Origin of the sequence: Pseudodesulfovibrio sp. JC047 (assembly GCF_010468615.1) — a bacterium.
GTDB lineage: Bacteria > Desulfobacterota > Desulfovibrionia > Desulfovibrionales > Desulfovibrionaceae > Pseudodesulfovibrio.
This window is the reverse complement of the sequence record NZ_WUEH01000007.1, coordinates 84,642-108,588: the sequence shown is the minus strand read 5'-3', so window position 1 is coordinate 108,588 and position 23,947 is coordinate 84,642. Positions and strand designations below refer to the sequence as shown.

Genomic DNA, 23,947 nt, shown 5'->3' with positions numbered 1-23,947 from the left:
TCAGGCCGTGCGGATGGCACAGGGAAAATGGTGCTTTATGAAGGTTAAAGCTACTTGCTTAAAGAACGACCGGCATTGAATGCGGCATAGTTCGCAGCCCAGATTGCCGGTTTCGGGCTGACGTTTTTCAAAGCCTGGAGCCACAATTCTTCGGGGAAGGTATCAAAAGGAGCAATGGTACTCAGGACGCCAATCATGACGACATTGGCACTGCGGCCAGACGCGTCACCAAGATCCAACGCAGCCTTGAGAACATCCACTTCGACAACGGTGTAATCAGCCAAAGCCGACCGAATATCATCGGCTTTCGGATAGCTATCCTTGGCCATTTTAGCCGGATGGACTTCGGTTTTCGCAAGGATGACCGTGCCGCCTTTGCGCAGCATATCCGGGAAACCGGGCCGCAAGACTTCACTCCGTTCCATGCTGACCACGCAATCGGCGGTGCCAGGCATGTAAATGGGGCTGCTCACCTTACCGCAGGCAAAGGTACTGATAACAGGACCACCAAGCTGGGCCATACCATGGGTCTCACCCTTGACAATATTGGTATCACCATATCCGGCCAGATTGGCCAACTGCGTCATGACTCTGCCAAAGAACAGGTTGCCCTGTCCGCCAACGCCGCGAATAGCCAAAGCCAATCGTTCCGGGAAGCTACCAGCGTCAACAGACGGCAGTTTGATGCTCTCGGGAGCCGGTGCAATCGCAGCTTTTTTCTCGGTTTTCTTTTTGTCGGGACGAATCATTGAAATGGCGTCTACCGGGCACATCTGGCCGCAGGCAGGAGACTGTCCACCACAGGTCGAACACTGGTTGTTGAAGAAAGGCAGTCCGTCTTCATCCGCTTCGATACCCGGACAGATCTGGCACATTCCACACCGCTTGCAGATGTCTGCATTGACAACCATCTGGCCACCGAACTGATCCTTGGGGACCTTGCGAATACAGGTACCCTGAACCAGAATGGTATTCAGACGCCCATCTTCACTGTTTGCCAAAGCAGCCTTCAGCGTCTTTTGCAATCCCTTGCGATCATAGCCACTCACGGTCGTGACCTGAGCACCCTCGGCCTTCAAGACCTCTTCCAGGCTGAAGACATTGGCGTCACCGGCGAGGTTGACCGGCGAGTTGGGGGACGGCTGGCCACCCGTCATGGCGGTCCAACGGTTATCCAAAATAACCTTCACGCCCGGCACATTGCGGAAAATGGAATTCCGGGTGGCGTCGAGTCCGCTGTGACATTCAGTTCCATCACCTAAAATGGACAGGCATTTGGTGGATGATTCCGGTTTGGACAAGACATATCCCATCCGCTTGGCTTCACTGCCACCCATTGCCAGCGCGGTATCCATAGCCTTCATGAAATGCAGCAGGGTGTTACACCCGATGTCACCGAAACAGGCTTCCAACGTGCCCTTTTGACGCATCTTGCCGACCATTTCGCCAAACAGACGATATGGACACCCCGGACAAATCATTGGCGGACGGGCAACCGTGGCAACCGAAGACGTAAAGGGCGTTTCAATGGCGTGTCCCAACCTTTCGGCAATGCGGACCGGAGTCCATTCGGTACACGGATCATTCACCGTCTTGCCAATGACTTTCAGTCCCGCAGCTTCCAATTGATCTTGCAAGTACCGTTGGCCGTCTTCAAAGATATAAACGTCACCATCAATGCTTTCATAGAATTCGCGAATACGTTCCATGGGCAACGGATACGTGATACCCAGAGAGAGCACATCCAGCTCGACATCAAAATCAGCCTGTACTTCCTCGATAAACAACTCGTTGACACCGTGGGTAATGATACCGATCTTGCCACTGCCCTTCTTCCGGGTGTTTAATGACGATTTCTCGACATACTCCATCATGGCAGGAACCCGTTCGGTCACGACCTTGTCATAATTGGCACGAGCAGCACCGGGCAAGGTCATGAACTTGCTGATGTCAGGGACATTGGCCCGTTCGCGGGTTTCCTTCTCCATGAGTTGGACCAATCCCTCGGAATGACACAACACGCCGGAAGCGATGATAGCCACGGGGGAAGAGAATCGACGACCCAAATCAGCGGCGATCTTTGCAGCTTCGTGAAGTTCCTGATGGTTACGCGGCTCAAAAATGGGGATGAAACAACTTTTCAGAAAATGCCGGGGATCAATCAAATGTTGGGTGGAACTGGGCGTGTAATCACTGGCAATGTAATACACGAGGGAACCACGTTCCAACGTGTAACAGGCCGACGAACTGACCGGGTCAGCGGCCTGAAACAATCCGGGGATCTTCATGGTCACGACACAGTCACTGCCTGCCAGGGTATGACCAACACCAGAACCGACAGCGGTGGCCTCATTGAGTGACCAACCAACCGTAATCATATCTTGAACCTGGGACAATCCCTTGTCGATCACTTCGGTACTCGGTGTTCCGGGGTATCCGTCAGCAGCATGAATACCCGCCCGAACACAGCCCGCAGCAAAAGCGATGTTTCCCTGTGCGACAACAGATTCGTTGTCTTTGTCTGTACACATTTTCTTCACAAGACTCATAATTCGTCCGCCTATCCTTTTTTTGAATACCAACAGTCAGTATTCATACTGGTTGTGTTTGCATTGTTGAACTCAACACGACGATCGATGGCCTTCCAAGGCCTCACAGAATAAATTTTACATAGACATATATCAGCGTGACAATGCTGAAAAAAGCAATTCCAACATAACTCCACAGCTTCATTCCCGGCCCAGGGCGTTGCGCCACGGGCATTCTTCGACCAAACACCGCCATATGATTCAAAATGGCGATGAGCGGACTGGTCACAAAGACGATGACAGACGTCAAATCCATGAACGTCGCAAAAGACTGCATCATGGTCGCCAAGACTAATACCGCGGCAATACACAAAATAATGCTGATAATCGCATAGGCCTTTTGTCCCTGCCCCTTGCGCGAGATGGTGGAATTCGGAAAGCCATTATCCACAAGCTCGACAACAATTCGTGTATAGCCATCAACCACCGTATACATGGTTGAAAACATGACCGAAACCGAGGATAATGCAATAAGGGGAAAACTCCAACTACCAATAGTCTTGGTAAAAAGTTCCATCAATTGCCGAGAAAATCCGAAATTGCTTTTCACGACCTCAACACCGGCCGAGTGCATGACCCCGGCTCCCAGAAATAAAAAACACATGGCAAGGACGATGGTGATACAAAAGCCGAAATTGAAATCCAGCGCGGCATCCTTCTGATTCGCCATCTGCCCGCAGTCCTTGGCTCGTGCACATGTCCAAATCGATTGCAACACGGACCCTTCCGCTGGTGTGGGCATGAATCCCATAAGAGCCAAAAGGAATGGAACCAGTGAAAAAGATAATTCAGGCACAGCAAATGCGGCGAAGGACCAATGAATTTTCGGAAGAACCAACGCGGTCGCAAAGACAATCATGACGGTAAAGGCGGCCACGATGTATTTGGTCACCTTTTCCAGAACCCGATACTTCCCTGTTAGCAACATCAGGAGGATGCAGGCGAGCAAGACACTGATCGCAATTATATTATTGACCTTGAATCCGAGAGAGACCTGAATGAGACCGGTTGTGAAAAGACCGAGGGCGGCAACGACAAAAACCATGCTGAAAATCTGTGCAACCGCATAAATGATGAAAGGAATCCACCCATCCTGCCGATAACTGGCGATCAGGGTTTCCCCGGTTGCCGAGGAGTACATTCCTCCGAAACGAAGCGTGGGATATTTTAGAACACAGGCGATGACGATAACCAACGTCAGACTCAATCCGAAATTGGCCCCGGCGCGGGTTGCCTGCACAAGGTGAGATACGCCAACAGCGGCTGCGGCATAGAGAATTCCAGGGCCAATTATTTCGAAGATTTTGCGTTCAGTCGAACCAGTTCCAACAGCCATGAACTCAGCCTCCAGGTTTGTACTCTGCGCACCAATCAAAAGTGACTGAGGACTCTCCGCCCACTTCTGAAGTTCTCTTCGCCACAACAACGGTCCCCTCCCCTCAGAGTCGATTCCATGTGTAATCGATTTCCCGTTGCAGACAATCAACACCTGCGAAATACGGTTTAATCACATTTTTGACTTAGAGCAATTTACAATAATTTTAAACTGTATTAAGCGTGACTAATGCAAATCGATATGAACCGCTTGAGAGTTTTTTATTATGTGTACAAATGCCAAGGCATTTCCGTTGCTGCCGAGGATCTTTTTGTAACGCCGTCCGCTGTCAGTCAACAACTGAAAAAGCTTGAAGAAGAGCTTCGGACCGTGCTTTTTACCCGCTTTCATAAACGCCTGATTCCCACGAGCAGTGCAAACCGGCTGTTCGAAATAGTCGCACCGCTCATGGAAGGGTTACAGCAAAGTATGGAACAGATGGATCAGGAACGAAACGAACCGTCTGGCAAGATCACGTTCGGCGCACCGATCATTTTTGGGGGCAGTCATATAACCCGGCTTATCGGAGATTTCAGGGAAAAATATGACAAGGTGACTTTTGATATGAAGCTGGGACGACCCGACAAACTCGCCCGCCTCGTCGAGCAGGGAGACATCGATTTTGCCTTCATTGACGATTTCCCGACAAAAAACAAAAAAGACATCTGGTCAGGCTTGAAGGTGACGCCGCTGCTCGAAGAACGTGTGGCACTGGTCTGTTCCCGTGAATACAATGAATCAGTCCTCAAAAACGATCATTCACTGGAATCATTGCTCAAGGCGTCTTACCTGACACAACAATATGGAAAACTCTCAATCAAGAAATGGTTCAAACACCAATTTGATGCCAAGGTGGAAAAAGTCCACGTCATCCTGAACGTCTCAAACCACAAGGCAATCATGACCGCAGTCCGCAGTCACCTCGGATTGGGAATCATTGCGCCCCATCTGGTGCAACGGCTGGTCAAACGCAATGAAGTCATCATCATTCGGGAAAAAGCCAAACACCCAACCAACAATATTTCCATTCTCAAGCTGGCGAATAAACCGGAAACGATGAGAGAAAAACTTTTTCTCAACCACATTATCAGGGCCGCCAAAAAAATTAGCGATGACTCGCGACAAACTCCACGAGGACAACGGCTTGGATTGCGATTCATTTACCCGGACCCGATCCCCACAGACGACCCGACTTGAAAATGCACACCCAACCGACTCAATTCGGTTATCGCCCCAGCCCCTCTGTCTTATATGGCTAAAATTTCGCATGAGCAGCGTGTCAACACGCACACGCTTCTGACTCAATAAGAAAAACGCGGCCCATTCCAGGCAGTTCTCCAAGCTCCACTCACTCACAACTCAGGACGAGAACAAGCCCTGAGATCCACCTTTTTTTGCCGAAAAGTATCATTATCGGCTGATATCGCCATGCCCCAGAACCAAAGCCGAATAAAACTACAAAAAAAGCAAACCAGATGCTCTTCCTTCAACAATTCCCCCCGCTTCGGGCGGACTTGTAATATTTTTATCTCTCAGCAACTAAAAACTTATTACATTATATAAACACTTTACATACGTTAGACAAAAAGAGAAAGTCATATTGACACGACAATGTAATAATGTTGTAATTTTACAAGAACGACTGACTGACGAATTTATCAGCGACACAACAGGGGAGTGGGCACATGGATATTTTTGAAACAATTCGGTCTGAAATGCCGACGATGCGAAAATCGGAACAAAAAGTTGCCGACCTCGTGCTGACGTCTCCCGACATTGTCATGAACAATTCCATATCCGAAGCAGCCTCCCTCGCTGGGACAAGTGACCCCACGGTTGTCCGGTTCTGCAAACAGTTAGGGCTGAAGGGGTTCATGGAACTCAAGCTCCGTCTGGCCAGTGCGCATCCACTCGACAAAACCGTGCTCGAAGACATCACCGAGACCGATTCAGTCAACTCCATTTTCACCAATGTCATGCGCTCTGTGGTTGAAGCGGTCAGCAGCACCGAACGCGGCATGGACAGACGCCTCCTTGAAGATGCCGTGGACGCATTGGTTGCGGCCAAGCGGTGGGAATTTTACGGCATGGGCGGTTCCGGCATCATTGCACTTGATGCCCATCACAAATTTTTCCGTCTTGGCGTGCCGTGTGTCGCCTACAATGACTCGCACATGCAGGTCATGAGTGCTGCACAGCTCGACGAGACAGCCGTTGCCGTTGTCATTTCCCATTCCGGAGCCACAAAAGACATCATCGAATCAGCCGAAATAGCAAAAAAAACCGGGGCCACAATCATCGGCATTCTTGGAAAAAGGAATTCCGAAGTCGCAAAACACTGCGATATCCCCCTGTGTGTCTCTTCTCGAGAAATAGCACTGCGGCTCGCCCCAAAAGCCGGTCGGCTCATGCAGTTGGCCCTCCTCGATACGCTTTTTGTTGCAGTGGCCATGCGGATCGTCGGCGATAAGGGGTTCGAACGTCTGGACAAGGTAAAACACGCGCTTCTTGGAAAAATTATTTAACCGTACACCCCTTTCGGTTGTGTACGGTCTTAGGTGTGGATTAAAAATTGCGGTTCAATCATTAAAAGCAGGAGGATTCCTATGCGTAAAATCTGGTCACTTGTCGCCTTGGCTCTCATATTGACCTTCAGTCTCAGTTCTGTGGCGTCTGCCCAGACTGATCTTCTGGATAGAATCAAAGCCGACGGCAAAATCGTTATCGGCACCACTTTGGCGGCTCCGCCCTTTGCCTATCGCAATGACAAAGGCGAACCAGAAGGCTTTGAAATCGATATCATGAATAAACTCGGCGAATACATGGGCGTTGAAGTCGAAGTTGCCGACATGGCATGGGGCGGCCTGATTCCGGCCCTGCTTTCCCAACGTATCGACCTGGTTGGTGCTCGTATGTCCGCCACCATGGAACGCGCCACCAAAGTCGTCTTTGCGCATCCCTGGCTCATGACCGGTACTTTTGCAGTTGCTCGTGATGGCAAAGGCTTCAAGAGCTGGGAAGACCTGAACAAACCCGGCGTAAAAGTTTGTGCCATCGCTGGAGCCATCGGCGCCACCGTTGCCAAGAAAAAGCTGCCGAACGCAGAACTCGTCACCTATGAACTGGATGGCGACCAGTTGAAAGCACTCAAGGATGGCCGTATTGACGCCGCCTTGAACGACGAACTCATTGTCATGACATTCCCCAAAAAGGTGCAGGGACTGACCATGCTTGAAGGCAACATTCAGCCTGACGCATATGCCTACGCCGTTCGTCCCGATTTCGAATCCTACCGGATGAAAAATTGGCTCGATCTGTTCTTTGCGACGATCATGCGCACCGGCGAATACGGTGAAATCTATGAGAAGTGGCTCGGCAAGCCCTGGCAGGCCGATTGGAACATGCATCCGTAGACAATAATGGTTCATTTCACCGGGGCAGGAGCATTCCTGCCCCGTTTTTTCACCTGTTAAAACGGTCCATACAATGAATTACGATTTCAATTTTCAAATGATGGTCAACTACATGCCTGACATTTTGACAGGCTTGCAAAATACCATCCTCATTTCCCTCATCAGCATCGTGCTTTCTGTCTTGTGGGGTGTCCTGGTCGCCTTGGCCCGACTCTCACATAAGCCCTGGCTGAAACGAGCGGCAACCGCTTATGTGGAATTCATCCGCTCGACGCCACTTCTAGTGCAAGTGTATTTCCTCTTTTTCGGACTGCCCGAATTCGGCATCATTCTTCCGGCTTTCCTGGTCGGAGTTATCGCTCTGATGCTCAACTCAGGAGCCTATGCTGCGGAAATCATCCGTGCGGGTATCGAATCCATTCACCTCACGCAGTATGAAGCAGCCGATTGCTTGGCCATGTCCTACTCGCAAAAAATGCGGTACGTCATCCTGCCCCAGGCATTCCGAAACATTTTCCCGCCACTCATCGGGCAGGCGTCCTACCTGGTCAAAGACTCAGCACTCGTCTCCGTCATGGGTGTCGTTGATTTGACAAAGGCCGCAGCAGTGACCCAGGCTGTGACATTTCGGCCCATGGAAGCCTTTCTTCCGGCAATGGTCTTTTACCTCGTCATCATCCTGACTCTTATCTACGGGACCTCGTTCCTCGAAAAACGCATGAGGAGATGGTAAGATCATGGAAACCCTCACATTGATAGGTAATCTTTTTGTCCTCTTCGCTGAACGAGGACTTCCGCCCACTCTCCTTCTGGCCGTGGCCGGATTTATCGTGGCTATCCTGTTCGGAACTTTCACCGGCCTGATCCGTTTTCTCAAGGTTCCGGTCCTTTCCCAAGTCCTTCGTGTCTATGTTGATTTCATGCGGGGTCTCCCATTCTTGATGATCCTGTTCTTCCTGTTCTACGTCTTGCCTTTCTTCGGTCTTCGGCTCTCTGCATTGACAACAGGTATTTTAGCCTTGTCCATGCACTCAGGTGCCTATGTTTCCGAAATCATACGCAGTGCACTTCAGTCGATCCCGACCGTTCAGCACGAAGCCGCCAAAGTACTTGCCATGAGCACATACCAGAGAATGCGGTATGTCATCATTCCACAAGCCTTCAAGCTCACTTTGCCGCCTTTGTCCGGTCAAATCGTCCTGCACATCAAAGACACGTCCGTTGTTTCCGTCATCGCCCTGACAGAGTTGACTCGCGTTGCCCGAGTGCAAATGCAGTCCAACATGGAACCGTTGATTACTTTTGCGGTCTTGTCCGTGTTCTACTTTGCACTCTGCTACCCGATTCTCCATTTTTCGGCGAATCTGGAAAAACGACTCAAACAAAAGACACTCTAGTTTCAAGGAATATATCATGCCTATAGTCTCTGTTCGCGACCTCCATAAAAGTTTCGGAGCACTTGAAGTGCTTCGAGGCGTCAGCTTTGATGTTGAACCAGGAGAAACCGTTATTTTCGCGGGTCCCAGTGGCTCGGGAAAATCCACTCTGCTGCGCTGCATCAACGCACTTGAAAAAATACAGGCAGGCGAAGTCATCGTCGATGGGACATCGGTCCACACCCCGGAAACCAACCTTCTTGACCTGCGCCGCAGAATCGGAATGGTCTTTCAGGGATACAACCTGTTTCCACATTTGACGATCATTGAAAACATCACCATGCCTCTGACAAAAGTCCTGAACATGGAGCTGGATGAAGCCCATGAAATCGGTCGAAACCTGTTGGAAAAAGTCGGTATTGTCGACAAGGTTGACGTATATCCGGACAATCTGTCCGGCGGGCAACAGCAGCGAGCAGCCATTGCCCGTGGCTTGGCCATGAACCCGCACGTCATGCTGTTTGACGAACCCACGTCCGCACTGGACCCGGAATTAACCGGCGGCATCCTCGATGTCATGGACGAACTGAGCAACTCCGGCATGACCATGCTCGTGGTCACTCATGAGATGGGATTTGCCCGCAAGGCCGCTGACCGAATGATCTTCATGGACGGTGGCGTCATCGTCGAAGAAGGTGCTCCTAGCCAACTCATCGACAATCCCCAGCACGAACGCACACGCCAATTCATGCACCAGATTACGCACGACTAATCTCCCATATACAAGGAAAGACAATGCAAAAAATATTGAAGGCAATCCAGACAGCAGGCATTTTCCCTGTCGTTGAAATCGAACGGCTCGAAGATGCCGTACCTGTGGCCAAGGCCTTGAAAGATGGTGGTATTGCCGCCATGGAAATCACTCTGAGAACAGACGTTGCCTGCGACGCAATCAAAGCGGTTCTGGAAGCCTTTCCGGACATGCTGGTCGGAGCAGGAACGGTCCTGACACCCGAGCAGGTTGAAGAAGTTCAGGCCGCTGGAGCCTGTTACATCGTCACTCCCGGCTTCAACCCACGGGTTGTCCGCCACTGTGTTGACAACGACTTCCTCATCATTCCCGGCATTGACAGCCCCACTGGCATCGAGTTGGCCCTTGAAGCCGGTCTGCCAGCGGTCAAATTCTTCCCAGCCGAATCCAGAGGTGGCATGAAAGGGCTGACCTCCATGGCAGGTCCCTTCAAAAAACGGATGAAATTCCTGCCTCTCGGCGGCATCAGTCCTGACAATATCACCGACTATGCGCAAAGCGACGCTGTTCTGGCTGTTGGCGGAACATGGATTGCCAAACAAAAGTACATCCGAGCCGGTCAGTTCGAACAAATCACCAAAAACGCCAAAGAAGCCATGGCCCTGCTGCACGGCTTTGAATTGGTCAGTGCTGAGATCGGCACCGGGGCTGACGAAGTCGGTTCAAACATGCTCAACACCCTTGCCATGGCCTTTGCTCCGTCTTCCATTCCGGGTCTCTCCCCACTGGCCGCCACGGGCGACGCTCCTGGTACCCTGCGCATTGCGTGCAACAACGTCCTTCGGGCCGCGGTCTGGCTGGAAAGCCTTGGCCAGCAGGTCAAAACGATCGACACAGAGAACAATTCCGTCTGGATGGCTGAAACAGCCGGCGGCATTGCAATCCAACTCATCGAAAAACAGTAGGAGACACCATGACTCGATATGCCATGTTGGGTGAAATCATGATGCGTCTCAAGGCCCCGGGCTTTGAGCGACTGTTCCAGACCCCCACACTCGAAGTGACCATGGCCGGTGCTGAAGCCAATGTGGCTGTCGGTCTCGGACGCTTTGACGAAGATGTCTCTTTCATCACCGCACTGCCAAAAAATGAACTTGGCGACACCGTCCGTGATGAGCTGCGAAAACACGGTGTTGATATCTCCAAGACCGTGTTCCAAGAAGGACGACTCGGCCTATACTTCGTCGAAACAGGGGCAAACCATCGTCCCATCAAAGTCGTCTATGACCGGGCTGATTCCTGCATTGCCAAGGTAGACCCAAGCGCGTTTGACTGGAAAGAGCTGTTGGCAGACCGTGATTGGTTCCACATCACCGGTATCACTCCGGCGATTTCGGAAACCGCCATGCGTTGCACTCTCGACGCCATGAAAACTGCCAAGGAAATGGGATTGACTGTTTCCTGCGACCTGAACTTGCGGGCCGCCTTGTGGCAGTATGGAGTCAAACACATCGATGTCTACCGTCAAATGATGGAATACGTTGACGTGCTGGTCGGCAACGAAGGACACTTCGAATCCTGTCTTGGCCTGTCTGCACGCGTTGCTGAAAATGATATCCACGACAATCCGTCCGCATATCGTCCCATGGCCGATGAAGTCTTTGCCAAGTGGCCGAATATCCAAAAGATTGCGATCACTGTCCGCAGGACCGTGTCGGCTGACCATCAGTCCACTGCCGCAATTCTGGCAACACGTGACGAAATGTGGATTTCTCCCATTTTTGAGATCAAGGACATTGTTGACCGCATTGGCGGCGGCGATGCCTTCACCACAGGTTTTCTGTACGCCTTGGACAAACATGGTGTCTGCCAGAAAACCATTGATTTTGCAGGAGCCGCCGGGGCCATGAAACACTCTATTCCCGGCGACTTCCTCCGTGCGACCGAAGCAGAAATACAGGCCCTTGCCGATGGTGCAGCGGGTCGTGACCAACGATAACCAACAGTATTACAGGAAGAAATTATGAAGACTCTCTGCGAATCCCTGAACAAGATGCCCCGTTCCGGAATCCGTGTCATCATGGACCTGGCCATGGGAATGGACGATGTCATCCATATGGAACTTGGGGAACCTGGTTTCCAGACCCCGGACCACATCAAGGAAGCCGCCTGCAAAGCAATCCATGATGGTTTCACAAAATACACCGCCAACAACGGTATGCTCTCCACCCGTGAGGCTGCGTTGAACAAAATAACCAGAGATGGCGCCGACATCAACATCGACCAAATCGGTATTGCTCCGGGATCAGTCTTTGCCTTGGCACAAGCCATGATGGCCGTGACCAACCCCGGCGACGAAGTCTTGCTGTCCGATCCGGGCTGGCCTAACTACTATATGCAAGTTATCGCCACAGAGCGCACCCCTGTCTTCTACCCCTTGCGTGAAGAAAATAATTTCGAACCACGCATCGAAGACCTCGAACCGCTCATCACGCCCAGAACACGGGTCATGATCGTCAACACACCGTCCAATCCGACCGGCGGCGTGTATTCCAAAGAAACGGTCGAAAAGCTTGTCGAATTCGCCAAAAAACACGACATCTACATTATCTCTGATGAAGTCTATGACAAAATCGTTTTTGATGGTGAGCACCATTCGCCGCTAAACATCGACCCCAATGGCAACATCATCTCCATTTACGGCGTGTCCAAGGCATATGCCATGACTGGCTGGCGCTTGGGCTACTACAGCGCACCGACACAGGTTGCGGCACAGATGAACAAAATCCTCGAACCCTATGTGTCCTGCGCATCCGCAGTCTCGCAAAAAGCGGCCGAAGCCGCACTGAACGGACCTCAGGACTGCATCGGCACCATGGTCGAAGCATATCGTGAACGCCGTGATCTGGTTCTGGACAAGCTCAGGGCCGAAGGATTTGAGTTCTCCACGCCGAAAGGTGCTTTCTACCTCATGGCAAACGTCTCCAAGGCCGGAATGGATTCCTACACCTTTGCCAAGGAACTGCTCAAGGAAACCGGTGTCGCCACGGCTCCGGGCCTGACTTTTGGTCAGGATTCAGACAAATTCATCCGGTTCTCTTTCTGCGCAGACACCGCACAGATCAAAGAAGGTATCGACCGCTTCTGCACGTTCTACAAAAGTAGAGTCTAATACCGCTTTTCCCGTCTCCCACAGGACACGGATAGCCCGACCAATCAATGCTCAAAGGCCCGGAAGATATTCTTCCGGGCCTTTTTGTCGAGCTCGTGCCTTCAATTCATCGCAAAAAAAACCGGAATCAGCATCTGCCGATTCCGGGATTGTGTTGCATTAATCAACTAATTCTTATCCGGTGAATCAATGATGGTCTGAATGAGCGAATTCAATGATTCATGGTCACTGCCAATATCCATATGACCAGCAGGCAAATCGATCTGATCCGTGCCGTGCAATGAATAATCCGTCAAGGTGATGGTAAAATCATCAGCGGGCTGGACATCACCTGGACCGTCGTTAATGGTCAGCACCGTATCTGATCCCGACTGATCAATGGAAATAAACATGTCGCCCATATCGTTCAGGACCAATTCATCCCCTTCTCCAAAACCAGACACCGTGATCTCACCACCCGCGTTCCCAATGTATTGAGGATCGACAAAGATGGTATCATCACCGCCATCCGACAGGGAAACCATAGTGGCATCATCCGACACATAGAAGAGATCCTCACCAACGGTTCCGGTCATCTCGGTTGTGCCCGCATCCACCGCAGAGACCACATTGGCATTGACATGAATCGGAATTTCAAGATTCGCGGTATCCATGGCTCCATGGGCGTCCGTCACCGTATATTCAAAGGTTTCGGTCTCGGAATGAGACAACGTCTGCCACCCGTCATGCAAAACGTACTCATATGAACCATCCGCATGAATCGACAGATCACCGAATTCGCCATGAATCGTGGTCTGTCCGGTTGTACTGACATCGTGCCCATCCACTGCCGTCACGCTCAAGATATCCCCGGCATCGACATCAAAATCATTGGAAAGAAGGTCACCAGAGGCAGTGTCCGCCGAATGCGACGAGGCTTCAATGCGATCAAGCGTAAAGGAACTCGATAAATCGCCACGTGTCACAGCCTTGATTTCAATAGAATCAATCGGGACACCCCCATTATCATCTGCTGCTGTCAGAGTGAACGTATCGGAATTATTCGAATACACGCCCCATGCAACCCCATTAATGAAAATCCGAGCATCATCATGATCGCTCCAACTTCCAAATTCAATGGTCACGGAATCCTTGCTTTCGGCAAAATCAACCAGAACAGAGTCCTTTTGCCCATAACTATCAATCTTCTTGCTATTATCTGTTCCTCCATTATTCACGCCTAAATCATCACCATCATCCCGAGAATCCAGCCAGACAGTCGGGTCACCCTGAGACTTTGCCGTGAAGGTCATCCCATTTGCCGTATACGATGTCTGCCCATCGGCAGCGTTCCAATCAGTCACTACATCGGTATGCGTATTGACCACAAGACCATGATAACTGTCGTCGATAGCCACCGGGAGATCGTTCGCACCATTCACGGCAAAACTGAGCGAGGCCGAATCTTCGCCGCCATTGCCATCAGAAATGGTGTACGTGAAAGATTCGGTTGCAGAGTCGCCCTGCGCCAAAGCTTCGGCCGCAGACTGATCCGGCGTGTATTCGTACGAACCGTCACTGTGAATAGTCAACGTTCCATAGGTCCCGACCATTGTCGCGGACGGATTGTCCACGCCGTCGTTGGTGGTATCAACGAGATCGACACTCTCGGTCTCGTTTGCGATGGACACAACGGTCAAAAGGTCGCTATCCGGGTCGGAATCATTTCCCAGTACAGTGCCTTCAGCCGTTGTCGCCGGGACAATCGTCTGCAAAAGGATATCATGCAGCAACCCATTCAAATCGTTTGCCGAATGCAACATGGACGCATCATGCCCTTCATCAATAAGATCCATTGTCCCTTCATATTCGGCAGGCATATCAACACCGACCGCAACAAGCGTGACATCAGGATCGTCCTGAATCGGGGTAATCAACTGCTTCCACCCGTCTCCGCCCTCTGTCGGTTCTCCGTCTGACATGAAAATGACCTGTGTGGCATCAGGATGATGCGTTGCGAGCAAGTTCGTCGCAACCTCGAATGCCAGCGTATAGTTCGTGCCTCCACCTTCTTCGAATCTCCCGATGAAACGATGTGCCGCATGGCATTCATGATCATCGCCACCTGTCAAGGTAAAGGTACGGGAAACGGTTTGATCCCAGAAGTTGATAATGCTGACGGTCGACGTTTCACCAACGGCCAAACTCGTTTGCAAAGTTTCAAGCATCTCGTTGAGAGCGGCCTTTGTCTGTTCCATTTCCGAATGCGAAATGGACCCGGACGTATCCACCATCAACATATAATCCGACGAGCTACTCGCAGTTGTAGCACCACTTTCAGTCACAGCGTCCGCCACATCGTCAACAGCTAACGGCGCATGATTATCGTCTTCGCCATGCACTGTCACCTTGATATCGGTAAAACTTGAACCATCTTCAGTATAGACCCTGAAATACTCGTTAAAACTCTCACCATCATTCTGATCCTGCACAGCATCCAGAGAATTATCGATCGAATATTCCCAGGTTCCACCTTCAGTGATGGTCAGGGAACCGAGATTGTCAGCATTCAAAACATTACCATCTGCATCAACCGCTTCGATTCGTGTGGTATCCATGGCTCCATCGTTGTCCACATCGGTCAACGAGACACTGCCGGTCTCGACGAGAAAACCGCTGCCATCCAAATCGGCAGGGTCATCCTCATGCACAGCACCATCGGTATGCCCGGTAATTGTCGTCGGATCATCCACCGAACCGACCGTGACAGTCACGGTGGTGGTATCGAACCCGCCATTCCCGTCAGAGACGGAATATGTGATCGTGTCCTCGCCGTTGAAATTGGCGTCCGGGGTATACTGGAGTTGTTCTTCGCCATTGACAGTCACAATTTCCACCGTGCCATTGGCGGCAATCGGAGCCGCCACGTTGTTGGCCGAGTCTTCTGCGCTGACGATGGTCAGGCTGTCACCATCAACATCGGTATCATTATCCAACACATCCAGTGTCACCGGCGTGTCTTCCAATGTCTCGACGACGTCTGCGACCGCATCGGGTGCGTCGTTTACTGCACCGATTTTCACGGTCACTTCAACAGGATCGGAATAACTTTCACCATCAAACGCCCGGTACCAGAACGATGCGTCGCCGTTCTGTTCACTGTTGAAATTTTCAGCAGGAGAAAAGATCACCTGACCTGCCGCGTCCACAGTGACACTGCCGCCAACGACAGGATGTGTCCCATCTTCGAACAACACGATGCTCAAAGCGTCGCCATCAGCGTCGAAATCATTGTCCAAAATACCGGAGCCTTCACTGTTGGTCGCGTCCAAAACGATAGTGCCACCATCTTCAAGATATTCATAATATCCCGGACGTTCAGCGGTCACGGAATTCAACACAAAGTCAGAATTATTACCGACAAGCCCTGCACCATTATCAACTGGCATGACAATGACTTGAGCGATATCAGAGGCTCCACCATCCAGTTCGACAAAAACAGTGCCATCCGATGTCCCGGAAACAGTCTCATCACTCAGGACATTCCCATTTTCATCAAGGGCAACCACACGCGCCAATTCCGTATAGGCACCATCAGGGCCGTTCTGATACAAAAGCCCGAGTTCGACGGTTACCGAAGGTGCCGCAGTGTCACCAAGATCAATCACCAGTCCTTCATCTGCCTGACTGTGCCAATTGTTTCCATCCCGCAACGACACTTCTCCAGCATCAATATCATTACGGCCGCTGATCCCTATCCCACCCTGCTTGGTACTCAAATCAAGCTGGAAATACGGTTCATTACGCGGTTCCAAAGTCCCATCTACATGTTCGTGAATCATGTTTGCAGAGACGGTTATTCCATTCTCGGCAACAGCAAGTTGACGCCCGCTGACATCCACATTCGCAGCGGCGAAAGTCGCCGTCGTACCAGGGACAAATTCACCATAATGATCACCAACCGCATCGGGTGCGTCATTCACCGCGCCAACGGTGACAGTCACGGTGGTGGTATCGAACCCGCCATTCCCGTCAGAGACGGAATACGTGATCGTATCCTCGCCGTTGAAATTGGCATCCGGGGTATACTGGAGCTGCTGCTCGCCATTGACGGTCACGATTTCAACCGTGCCGTTGGCGGCGGTCGGCACCGTCACGCCATTGGCAGTGTCTTCTACGCTGACGATGGTCAGGCTGTCGCCGTCGATATCCGTGTCGTTATCAAGCACATCCAACGTCACCGGCGTGTCTTCCAAGGTCTCGACCACATCTGCGACCGCATCGGGAGCGTCGTTCACCGCGCCAACGGTGACAGTCACGGTGGTGGTATCGAACCCGCCATTCCCGTCAGAGACGGAATACGTGATCGTATCCTCGCCGTTGAAATTGGCATCCGGGGTATACTGGAGCTGCTGCTCGCCATTGACGGTCACGATTTCAACCGTGCCGTTGGCGGCGGTCGGCACCGTCACGCCATTGGCAGTGTCTTCTACGCTGACGATGGTCAGGCTGTCGCCGTCGATATCCGTGTCGTTATCAAGCACATCCAACGTCACCGGCGTGTCTTCCAAGGTCTCGACCACATCTGCGACCGCATCGGGAGCGTCGTTCACCGCGCCAACGGTGACAGTCACGGTGGTGGTATCGAACCCGCCATTCCCGTCAGAGACGGAATACGTGATCGTGTCCTCGCCGTTGAAATTGGCATCCGGAGTATACTGGAGCTGCTGCTCGCCATTCACGGTCACGATTTCAACCGTGCCGTTGGCGGCGACCGGAGCCGTCACACTATTGGCCGAGTCTTCTGCGCTGACGATGGTCAGGCTGTCGCCATCAACATCAGTATCATTGTCCAACACATCCAGCGTCACCGGCGTATCTTCCAAGGTCTCGACCACATCTGCGACCGCATCGGGTGCGTCATTCACCGCGCCGACCGAGACTGTCACGGTGGTGGTATCGAACCCGCCATTCCCGTCAGAGACGGAATATGTGATCGTGTCCTCGCCGTTGGAATTGGCATCCGGGGTATACTGGAGCTGCTGCTCGCCATTGACGGTCACGATTTCCACCGTGCCGTTGGCGGCGACCGGAGCCGTCACGCTATTGGCCGAGTCTTCTGCGCTGACGATGGTCAGGCTGTCGCCATCAACATCAGTATCATTGTCCAACACATCCAGCGTCACCGGCGTATCTTCCAAGGTCTCGACCACATCTGCGACCGCATCGGGTGCGTCGTTCACGGACTCGACAGAAATAGTGGAAACCACAGTATTGCTCGGTGCCCCATGATCATCAAAAACGGTGATCGCGAATTCCCGGTCACCGGCCAAAGGAGCATCATCCCCGGCATTCCCAAAAGTAATTCCATCCAAAACCGATTCGAAATCGCCCATGCTCGCAGCATCACCATTCGGTCCGGTGATAGTCCAAGTAATTTCTCCGGTGACAGAATCAACGGATTCAGCTGCACTCCATCCGCTCGGCAGATTCAGGTGCAATGCACTTTCATCAGCGTTTTCAAGCGGTGTGTAGGAAACAGTCGCCTTGGACATTTGCGCGCCCGCGTCAACATCAGCGATAGCCGCATTGCCCGTGATGGAAATCGAGACCGCGTTTTCAACATAGGTATTAGCAAAATCGACACCCGCCGCATCCGCCGTCAAATCTAGTGTCGGCGTATCGTTGGAGCCGGTAATCGTAATATATAATGATGCTTGAGACGAATTCTCGCCATCAGAAGCCGTGTAATCGACCTTGATCGGCCCACCACCGAACACTTCTCCGTCTGCCAACGACTGGTATAATGAAGTATCAAAGGTATACGAACCATCTTCATTGAACGTCAGGCCTTCTGGGGCATCATCCGGATTATCCAGCGAAAATCGCAATTCACCCAACGTGTTATCCAAATCGATATCATTTGTCCCGACATTCAAATCTGTCGGTGAAGCATCATTCTCGTTGATTGACAGGAAGTCGTCCTGCGCCTGAATGTCCTGATTCACTGGTCTGTCAGGCTGAATCTCCACAGTCACCGTGGATGCACCATCAGGGTCTACCAGTGGTCCGTCACTTCCAGGCTGACCGGAATCGATCGGGATATACTCAAAGGAATCCGAGCCAGTAAATTCGGCATCAATATACCGCAATTCCCAGTTCGAACCGTTGACATCAGAATTCGTGCTGAAAACGATTGAATCGAATTCAACACCCGAGATGGTGATGGAATTGAAAAGATCTCCATCACTACTGACCGAACCGGAATCAACGGCCACACCGTTCAAATACGCAGTCCACTCGGCTGTTGCATTTTCATAATTACCGCTTTCCGGATCAAAATGCCCACCAAGACCGTCAAAGCCAATTTCCGCAAATGAAACCGTCGCGCCTTCAAAAGAGACCGTTAATTCATCACTCCCGGGCCGTCCTGGACCGGCATTCAATCCCTTGTCATTTCCACCATTTCCCGTCGCATCAGCAATACCGTACCCAATATGATTCTGCTGACCATGGAACTGTTCAAGCCCCGCAGCCTCGCCGCCACTCGTCACGCTGGTGGTGACAGAAACGCCGTCACCAAGAGTCATAACCCGAGTCAAGCCATCTGCTTCACCCCAGTTATCCAAACTGGCGTCTCCAGCCAGACGAGAACCGAGGAGCACGCCATCTATTCCATCGGAATCGGGTACATATGTTAATCCATTCAAATCAAATTGTGTCCCGTTTCCATCGATCACGCCATCACCGTCAGCATCCGTCGCCAGATCGGCTTCAGTAACTGCTCGACCATTATACATCAGTGTCCCGCCACCAGTCGGCAGCTCCGTAATCATGACATCAAGGGCTTCGGAGGAATCTTCTGGATCAGCAACATGGTCGGCATTTTCGCCAACACCGCCCTCAGAGCCATCCGCCCCGAAAAATTCGACAGCCCCACCATCAAGGCCGACCGTCATGGTAAAATCTTCCCCACTCGGGGCTTCATTCACATTCCCAACCTGAACCGTGATATCGACAGGCTGACCGACTCCGCCCTGCGTATCGACCGGAGACACAGACACGGTGTACTGGCTAGTGGCCTCATAATCAAAACTCGCACCATCAGCCGTCACAATCCGGTCGCCGTCAACGGCAAACAACAGATCGGCACCATCGACAAGGACTCCGTCCTGATCATAGTAGTGCCCGTCAGCCCCAAGCTCGACATATTCCGAATCTGAAACTTCAATTCTGTTAATGACATAATGAACGTCCTGCCCTTCCATGTCACTGGAGGCAAGCTGCGCCACCGCGACGGGCCCTGTCGCATTTTCAATGACCGTAAAGACCGGATTCCCATCAGCATCAACCGAACTGGCCGTCAAGTTATCAAGCCCAAAGGATTCATCATCCAACCGGCTATCCAAATCAGCGGAAAATTCAAGGTGAACCTGACCGTCCGGATTCGGAATGGTGATCGTCACATGGTGAATCTGGTCGGTGCCCCACTGCCAAGTATCACCTGGCTCCAGATTTTCCGCATCGCCAGTCATGGGCGTCACAGTAAAAGTGATGCCATTTGGCCCGGTAAACGTTCCGTCCGTGATCGCTCCATCTTCACCACGCCATGGCAGAATCTCTCCGTTAAAGGCATCATTGTGCGCCAATGAAAACTCAGCGGTTTCACCATTGATCGACATGACAAAATTCTCGTTGTCCCACGAATCGATTTCATACAGATCGAATTCAATGGTCATCGAATCGGTTCCATCAGCAACCGCAAACGTCTTCGTCAGTGTATCATTTCCGCCAAGGCGTCCAAGATAATCCGTCAAAGGACCGTCTGTTTCCGTCACGGGGACATCGCCGCCATTAACCAGCCAACCATTCGCCCCATCTTCAAAGTCTTCCACCGGGGCAAAAACACTCGTGATCACCGGAGCGTCATTGGTCCCATTGATTGTCACGGTAATGACCTGCGAATCTGTTCCGTCATACGAAGTGACAGTCACAGAATCCGTCAAGAATTCACCCTCAGCAAGCTGTTGAATAGCGGCCTGGTCATTACTGGCCGAGTACGTCCAGTGTCCATTCGCATCCATGGAAAACGAACCATATCCGTTATCCCCGGACACATCGGAAAACGACTGAAATGTATCTTCAATATCGGGATTCGTATTTCCGGAATCCGTCGGGTCAGGGTTCACCTGATGCACATCAGGATCACTCACCTGAAGCACGCCATCGACGGTCAACGCGGTGCCATCCGGCTCGACCATGTCACTCCCAGACTGATACTGAGCACCGTCTGGAGCATCTTCAAGCGTATTGGCATTATCATCGATCTCATTCACCGAAGCAACAACAACGCCCTCCGCGTTGAGCGTCCCCTCAACAACGGAAATTTCCGCCGCATCATTGGTTCCTGTCACGGTAAATGTCACGGTTGCTGGATCGGAATACTCGGTGCCGTCATAGGCCCGATACTGGAAGGTGACTGTTTGCGTCTGATCGGTTGCCAGTCCGTTATAGGCCGGGTCCGTGGCATCGAAATACACAGTCCCGTCAGGATTGATCGTCACACCGGCAGGCAGCGTGCCCACACCCTCAACGGAAACAATGGAATCACCGGCATCCACATCCGTGTCCGCGCCAGCGCCGTTATCTGCCAGCACATTGCCGAGCAACAAGGCCGCATCGTTACTGTCATTACTTTCGCTCGCACCGTCGAGCGCATCATCGAAAACGTCAGGCGCGTCATTGGCCCCGTTGACTGTCACGGTAATGGTATGGCTCGTGCCGTCATCGGTCACCACGGTAAATTCGGGATTGATGGACAAAGTCGCGCCGCTCGGATCGGCATCAGGCGCGCTGTCCAGATACTGAATGGCGTCGTTGGCAATGGTGTACGTCCAACTGCCATCCGGGTTGATATGAAACGTCCCACCGTTGGCATCCACCTGATCTGGATTGTCTGCGGCCAGGAATTGACCGGAATGCTCCTGATCGACGTCCACGGAATCCAGCTTCCCGGACGCCACCACCATGTCTTCCCCATCGATCACGGTCACGACATCTTCAGTGCCCGCGTTATTCAACGCTTCGGTGATGAAGGCCTGGTCATTGGCCCCGGTAATGGAAATGGTCAAGGAAGCGGAATCAGAATTGTTCAATGCCTCGTTGTCGGACACCACGTATTCGAATGTCTCGGTATAACTCTGTCCGTCGTTCATGGCCTGTGTCGCGGCCAGATCATTATTCAATGCATACGTATAGGAGCCGTCAGGATTCAACGTCAGTGTACCGTACTCACCTTCAATGGTCAGCACTCCGTTCTCGCTGGAAGTCGCTCCGCTGCCAGAACCGTCAACCACCGACAAATCACTTTGCGCGTTGTCCACATCCGTATCATTGGCAAGGACATTGCCCTGTACGGTATTGGGGGCCAACGTTTCATAGTCCTCGCCATCCTGTACGTAGATATGACCGGATTCGCTGATTTCATTGAAATCATCGGCCGCTTCAGGAGCGAGATTGCCAACCGCACCATCGTCCGAGCTAAGCGGAGTCACGGAACGTTGGCCATACGCTTCGCTTTGCCCATCGAGAGCATTAACCCCGTCACCAATCTGACCAGCATCATCCGAATAATCACCAGCTCCGGACCCTCCAGATGAACCCTCGCCAGCCGTTTCCAAAGTTGCGTCCGCCCCATCTACGCCATCTGCAAAGGCAAACAAATACACATCACCAGCAACCTGCTCCCCATCCAGCATCTCAAACACCGGCATAGTGCCGGCATCAGCAAGAGCCTGGTACCCTTCAAGAACAACCGTTCCTCCGCCTTCAATGGCGATTGTCAAATTCCCATTGTCACCAGAAAAAACTGCCTCCGAAAGATCAAACGTAAATTTGACAGGAATATCGGCAGCTAATTGGTACGATGCCGTTTGTCCGGCACCGGGGAGTATTACTTGTACAGTCTTTGTCTGGGAATCGGTCATTAGGTCCTCCACTAGATATATTGAGCGCGCAAAAACATTCGAGCTAGATGATAGATTTTATACATATTGGCCTTTTTTTAGTCAAACATAAAAAGACACAACAAACTAATATGTTAGGATGTGGAGAAATAGATGTGCATAGTCAAAAGGCTCTGAGTTTATGATAATTGAACCATACCTCATATGAAGCATTTTATTACTAATTTAATTCATTCTCCACAGCCTTTTGTTTAAAACTTGCTCTCAAAATTCTTATTCTCCACTCAATAACTAATCCTATCTAAGGGCTTCAACCGTCTAAAATACCATCTTTTTTTTATAAAAATAATTTCCTACCAAAACTTTTCTCAATTTCTTTGTGTCGTAAAATTTCGCGCACTTCGTCTCCCAAAATTCAAATATGACAGACCCTTTCATGACACACTCCATCAAAAACGCCAAAAAGCTCAAACCGAAGTGTCCACTTTTATCCTTCAAAAAGAGGATAAATATTGAATTGACAGCATCTCCTTTCCTCAATAAAGGGAAATCCGGCAACCCAAATTAAAAATAGCCACAATTTACAACCTACTATTTTTTATGGATATATTATAAGAAATGAAGAAAATATACACCCATATATGGGAAAAGGCCCTGCCCTATCAGGATAAACGAGATGATGCAGGGCACGCGTTCATCACCCTGGAATTTGCCAAACAGCTCGTCGATCTCGAACAGGGAAAAGCCGATGTCATCCTCCCCGCCATCATCTTACATGACACTGGCTGGAGCCAACTTTCCCGAGCAGAATGGCTCGTGGTTTTCGATACGGACAGCACGCCTGAACAGGAAATGGTTGTCCGGCTTCGGCATCAGGAAGAGAGTGTCAAAATTGCCCAACGCGTTTTGCAGGAAATGGAGTATCCCTCCATCCAGACAGTTGAAATACTAGAAATAATCGCTGAACATGACACCAGACAGGGATTCATTTCGAAAAATGAAGGACTGGTTCGCGACGCAGACAAACTCTGGCGATTTTCAAAAACCGGATTTGACGCGGACGTGGAACGATTCAAATTCGATCCCCACTTTCTTCATGATAAAATACACAATCAAATAGACCGGGACGGTTTTTTCTCGTGCGACACATCGCGTGAACTCGCCACTCTCGAACTGGAAAGACGCAAACGTGAATTTACCAATGCGGCCCTGACGCATCCAAAAGATTCCACCTACGCTCAAGCCGGGTAACGCATTTTCATACTTTGTCATGAACACGGCTAACCGCCATCAAGTATGCCTTCGGCCTTCAATTCCTCTTTACTAAG

The 23,947-nt window shown here is 51.2% G+C and carries 13 protein-coding genes; 10 read left to right on the top strand and 3 right to left on the bottom strand.

Features of this window, described 5'->3' with window-relative positions; genetic code table 11:
- Positions 1 to 50: 50 nt before the first annotated feature.
- Together GO013_RS06380 and GO013_RS06375 are read right to left on the bottom strand one after the other, a co-directional pair.
- Complete coding sequence (locus GO013_RS06380) at positions 51 to 2,549, bottom strand: 2-oxoacid:acceptor oxidoreductase family protein (protein ID WP_163809314.1); 2,499 nt, start codon at positions 2,547 to 2,549, stop codon at positions 51 to 53.
- Positions 2,550 to 2,652: 103 nt separating this feature from the next.
- The gene (locus GO013_RS06375) at positions 2,653 to 3,924 is read right to left on the bottom strand and encodes an Nramp family divalent metal transporter (RefSeq protein WP_163809312.1); all 1,272 of its coding nucleotides are present in this window, start codon (positions 3,922 to 3,924) and stop codon (positions 2,653 to 2,655) included.
- Positions 3,925 to 4,164: 240 nt separating this feature from the next.
- Here GO013_RS06375 and GO013_RS06370 point away from each other — a divergent pair, with 240 nt between their 5' ends.
- The 9 genes from GO013_RS06370 to GO013_RS06330 all read left to right on the top strand — a co-directional run bounded on the left by GO013_RS06370 (position 4,165) and on the right by GO013_RS06330 (position 12,675).
- The gene (locus GO013_RS06370; protein WP_203529423.1) at positions 4,165 to 5,160 is read left to right on the top strand and encodes a LysR family transcriptional regulator; all 996 of its coding nucleotides are present in this window, start codon (positions 4,165 to 4,167) and stop codon (positions 5,158 to 5,160) included.
- Positions 5,161 to 5,648: 488 nt separating this feature from the next.
- Positions 5,649 to 6,488, top strand: coding sequence for a MurR/RpiR family transcriptional regulator (locus tag GO013_RS06365; protein WP_163809308.1), 840 nt, complete (start codon positions 5,649 to 5,651; stop codon positions 6,486 to 6,488).
- Between the two features lie 81 nt (positions 6,489 to 6,569).
- Complete coding sequence (locus GO013_RS06360) at positions 6,570 to 7,376, top strand: ABC transporter substrate-binding protein (protein WP_163809306.1); 807 nt, start codon at positions 6,570 to 6,572, stop codon at positions 7,374 to 7,376.
- A 73-nt stretch (positions 7,377 to 7,449) separates the two neighbouring features.
- Positions 7,450 to 8,109, top strand: coding sequence for an amino acid ABC transporter permease (locus GO013_RS06355; protein ID WP_163809304.1), 660 nt, complete (start codon positions 7,450 to 7,452; stop codon positions 8,107 to 8,109).
- 4 nt (positions 8,110 to 8,113) lie between these two features.
- On the top strand, positions 8,114 to 8,773 hold the full coding sequence (locus GO013_RS06350) for an amino acid ABC transporter permease (protein ID WP_163809302.1): 660 nt from the start codon (positions 8,114 to 8,116) through the stop codon (positions 8,771 to 8,773).
- Between the two features lie 16 nt (positions 8,774 to 8,789).
- Positions 8,790 to 9,524 (top strand): amino acid ABC transporter ATP-binding protein, encoded by a 735-nt coding sequence (locus GO013_RS06345; protein ID WP_203529421.1) that lies wholly within the window; start codon positions 8,790 to 8,792, stop codon positions 9,522 to 9,524.
- A 23-nt stretch (positions 9,525 to 9,547) separates the two neighbouring features.
- A complete protein-coding gene (eda, locus tag GO013_RS06340; RefSeq protein WP_163809300.1) occupies positions 9,548 to 10,468 on the top strand; it encodes a bifunctional 4-hydroxy-2-oxoglutarate aldolase/2-dehydro-3-deoxy-phosphogluconate aldolase in 921 nt (306 codons plus the stop codon).
- An 8-nt stretch (positions 10,469 to 10,476) separates the two neighbouring features.
- Positions 10,477 to 11,502 carry a sugar kinase gene (locus GO013_RS06335; protein ID WP_163809298.1) on the top strand — a complete coding sequence of 342 codons (1,026 nt, stop codon included), beginning with the start codon at positions 10,477 to 10,479 and terminating at the stop codon, positions 11,500 to 11,502.
- A 24-nt stretch (positions 11,503 to 11,526) separates the two neighbouring features.
- On the top strand, positions 11,527 to 12,675 hold the full coding sequence (locus GO013_RS06330) for a pyridoxal phosphate-dependent aminotransferase (protein ID WP_163809296.1): 1,149 nt from the start codon (positions 11,527 to 11,529) through the stop codon (positions 12,673 to 12,675).
- A gap of 167 nt (positions 12,676 to 12,842) precedes the next feature.
- Here the strand turns inward: GO013_RS06330 and GO013_RS06325 are convergent, their stop codons facing one another.
- Positions 12,843 to 22,640 (bottom strand): Ig-like domain-containing protein, encoded by a 9,798-nt coding sequence (locus GO013_RS06325; RefSeq protein WP_163809294.1) that lies wholly within the window; start codon positions 22,638 to 22,640, stop codon positions 12,843 to 12,845.
- Between the two features lie 597 nt (positions 22,641 to 23,237).
- On the opposite strand from GO013_RS06325, the gene GO013_RS06320 reads away from it, so the two are divergent.
- Positions 23,238 to 23,870 carry an HD domain-containing protein gene (locus GO013_RS06320; RefSeq protein WP_163809292.1) on the top strand — a complete coding sequence of 211 codons (633 nt, stop codon included), beginning with the start codon at positions 23,238 to 23,240 and terminating at the stop codon, positions 23,868 to 23,870.
- Positions 23,871 to 23,947: the final 77 nt, after the last annotated feature.

Excerpts from the sequence above, each read along its gene's own strand:
- GO013_RS06370 (WP_203529423.1), top strand. The coding sequence starts at position 4,165 with ATGAACCGCTTGAGAGTTTTTTATTATGTGTACAAATGCCAAGGCATT.
- GO013_RS06375 (WP_163809312.1), bottom strand. The coding sequence starts at position 3,924 with ATGGCTGTTGGAACTGGTTCGACTGAACGCAAAATCTTCGAAATAATT.
- GO013_RS06320 (WP_163809292.1), top strand. The coding sequence starts at position 23,238 with ATGAAGAAAATATACACCCATATATGGGAAAAGGCCCTGCCCTATCAG.
- GO013_RS06330 (WP_163809296.1), top strand. The coding sequence starts at position 11,527 with ATGAAGACTCTCTGCGAATCCCTGAACAAGATGCCCCGTTCCGGAATC.
- GO013_RS06365 (WP_163809308.1), top strand. The coding sequence starts at position 5,649 with ATGGATATTTTTGAAACAATTCGGTCTGAAATGCCGACGATGCGAAAA.
- GO013_RS06345 (WP_203529421.1), top strand. The coding sequence starts at position 8,790 with ATGCCTATAGTCTCTGTTCGCGACCTCCATAAAAGTTTCGGAGCACTT.
- GO013_RS06380 (WP_163809314.1), bottom strand. The coding sequence starts at position 2,549 with ATGAGTCTTGTGAAGAAAATGTGTACAGACAAAGACAACGAATCTGTT.
- GO013_RS06325 (WP_163809294.1), bottom strand. The coding sequence starts at position 22,640 with ATGACCGATTCCCAGACAAAGACTGTACAAGTAATACTCCCCGGTGCC.
- GO013_RS06335 (WP_163809298.1), top strand. The coding sequence starts at position 10,477 with ATGACTCGATATGCCATGTTGGGTGAAATCATGATGCGTCTCAAGGCC.
- GO013_RS06350 (WP_163809302.1), top strand. The coding sequence starts at position 8,114 with ATGGAAACCCTCACATTGATAGGTAATCTTTTTGTCCTCTTCGCTGAA.
- eda (WP_163809300.1), top strand. The coding sequence starts at position 9,548 with ATGCAAAAAATATTGAAGGCAATCCAGACAGCAGGCATTTTCCCTGTC.
- GO013_RS06360 (WP_163809306.1), top strand. The coding sequence starts at position 6,570 with ATGCGTAAAATCTGGTCACTTGTCGCCTTGGCTCTCATATTGACCTTC.
- GO013_RS06355 (WP_163809304.1), top strand. The coding sequence starts at position 7,450 with ATGAATTACGATTTCAATTTTCAAATGATGGTCAACTACATGCCTGAC.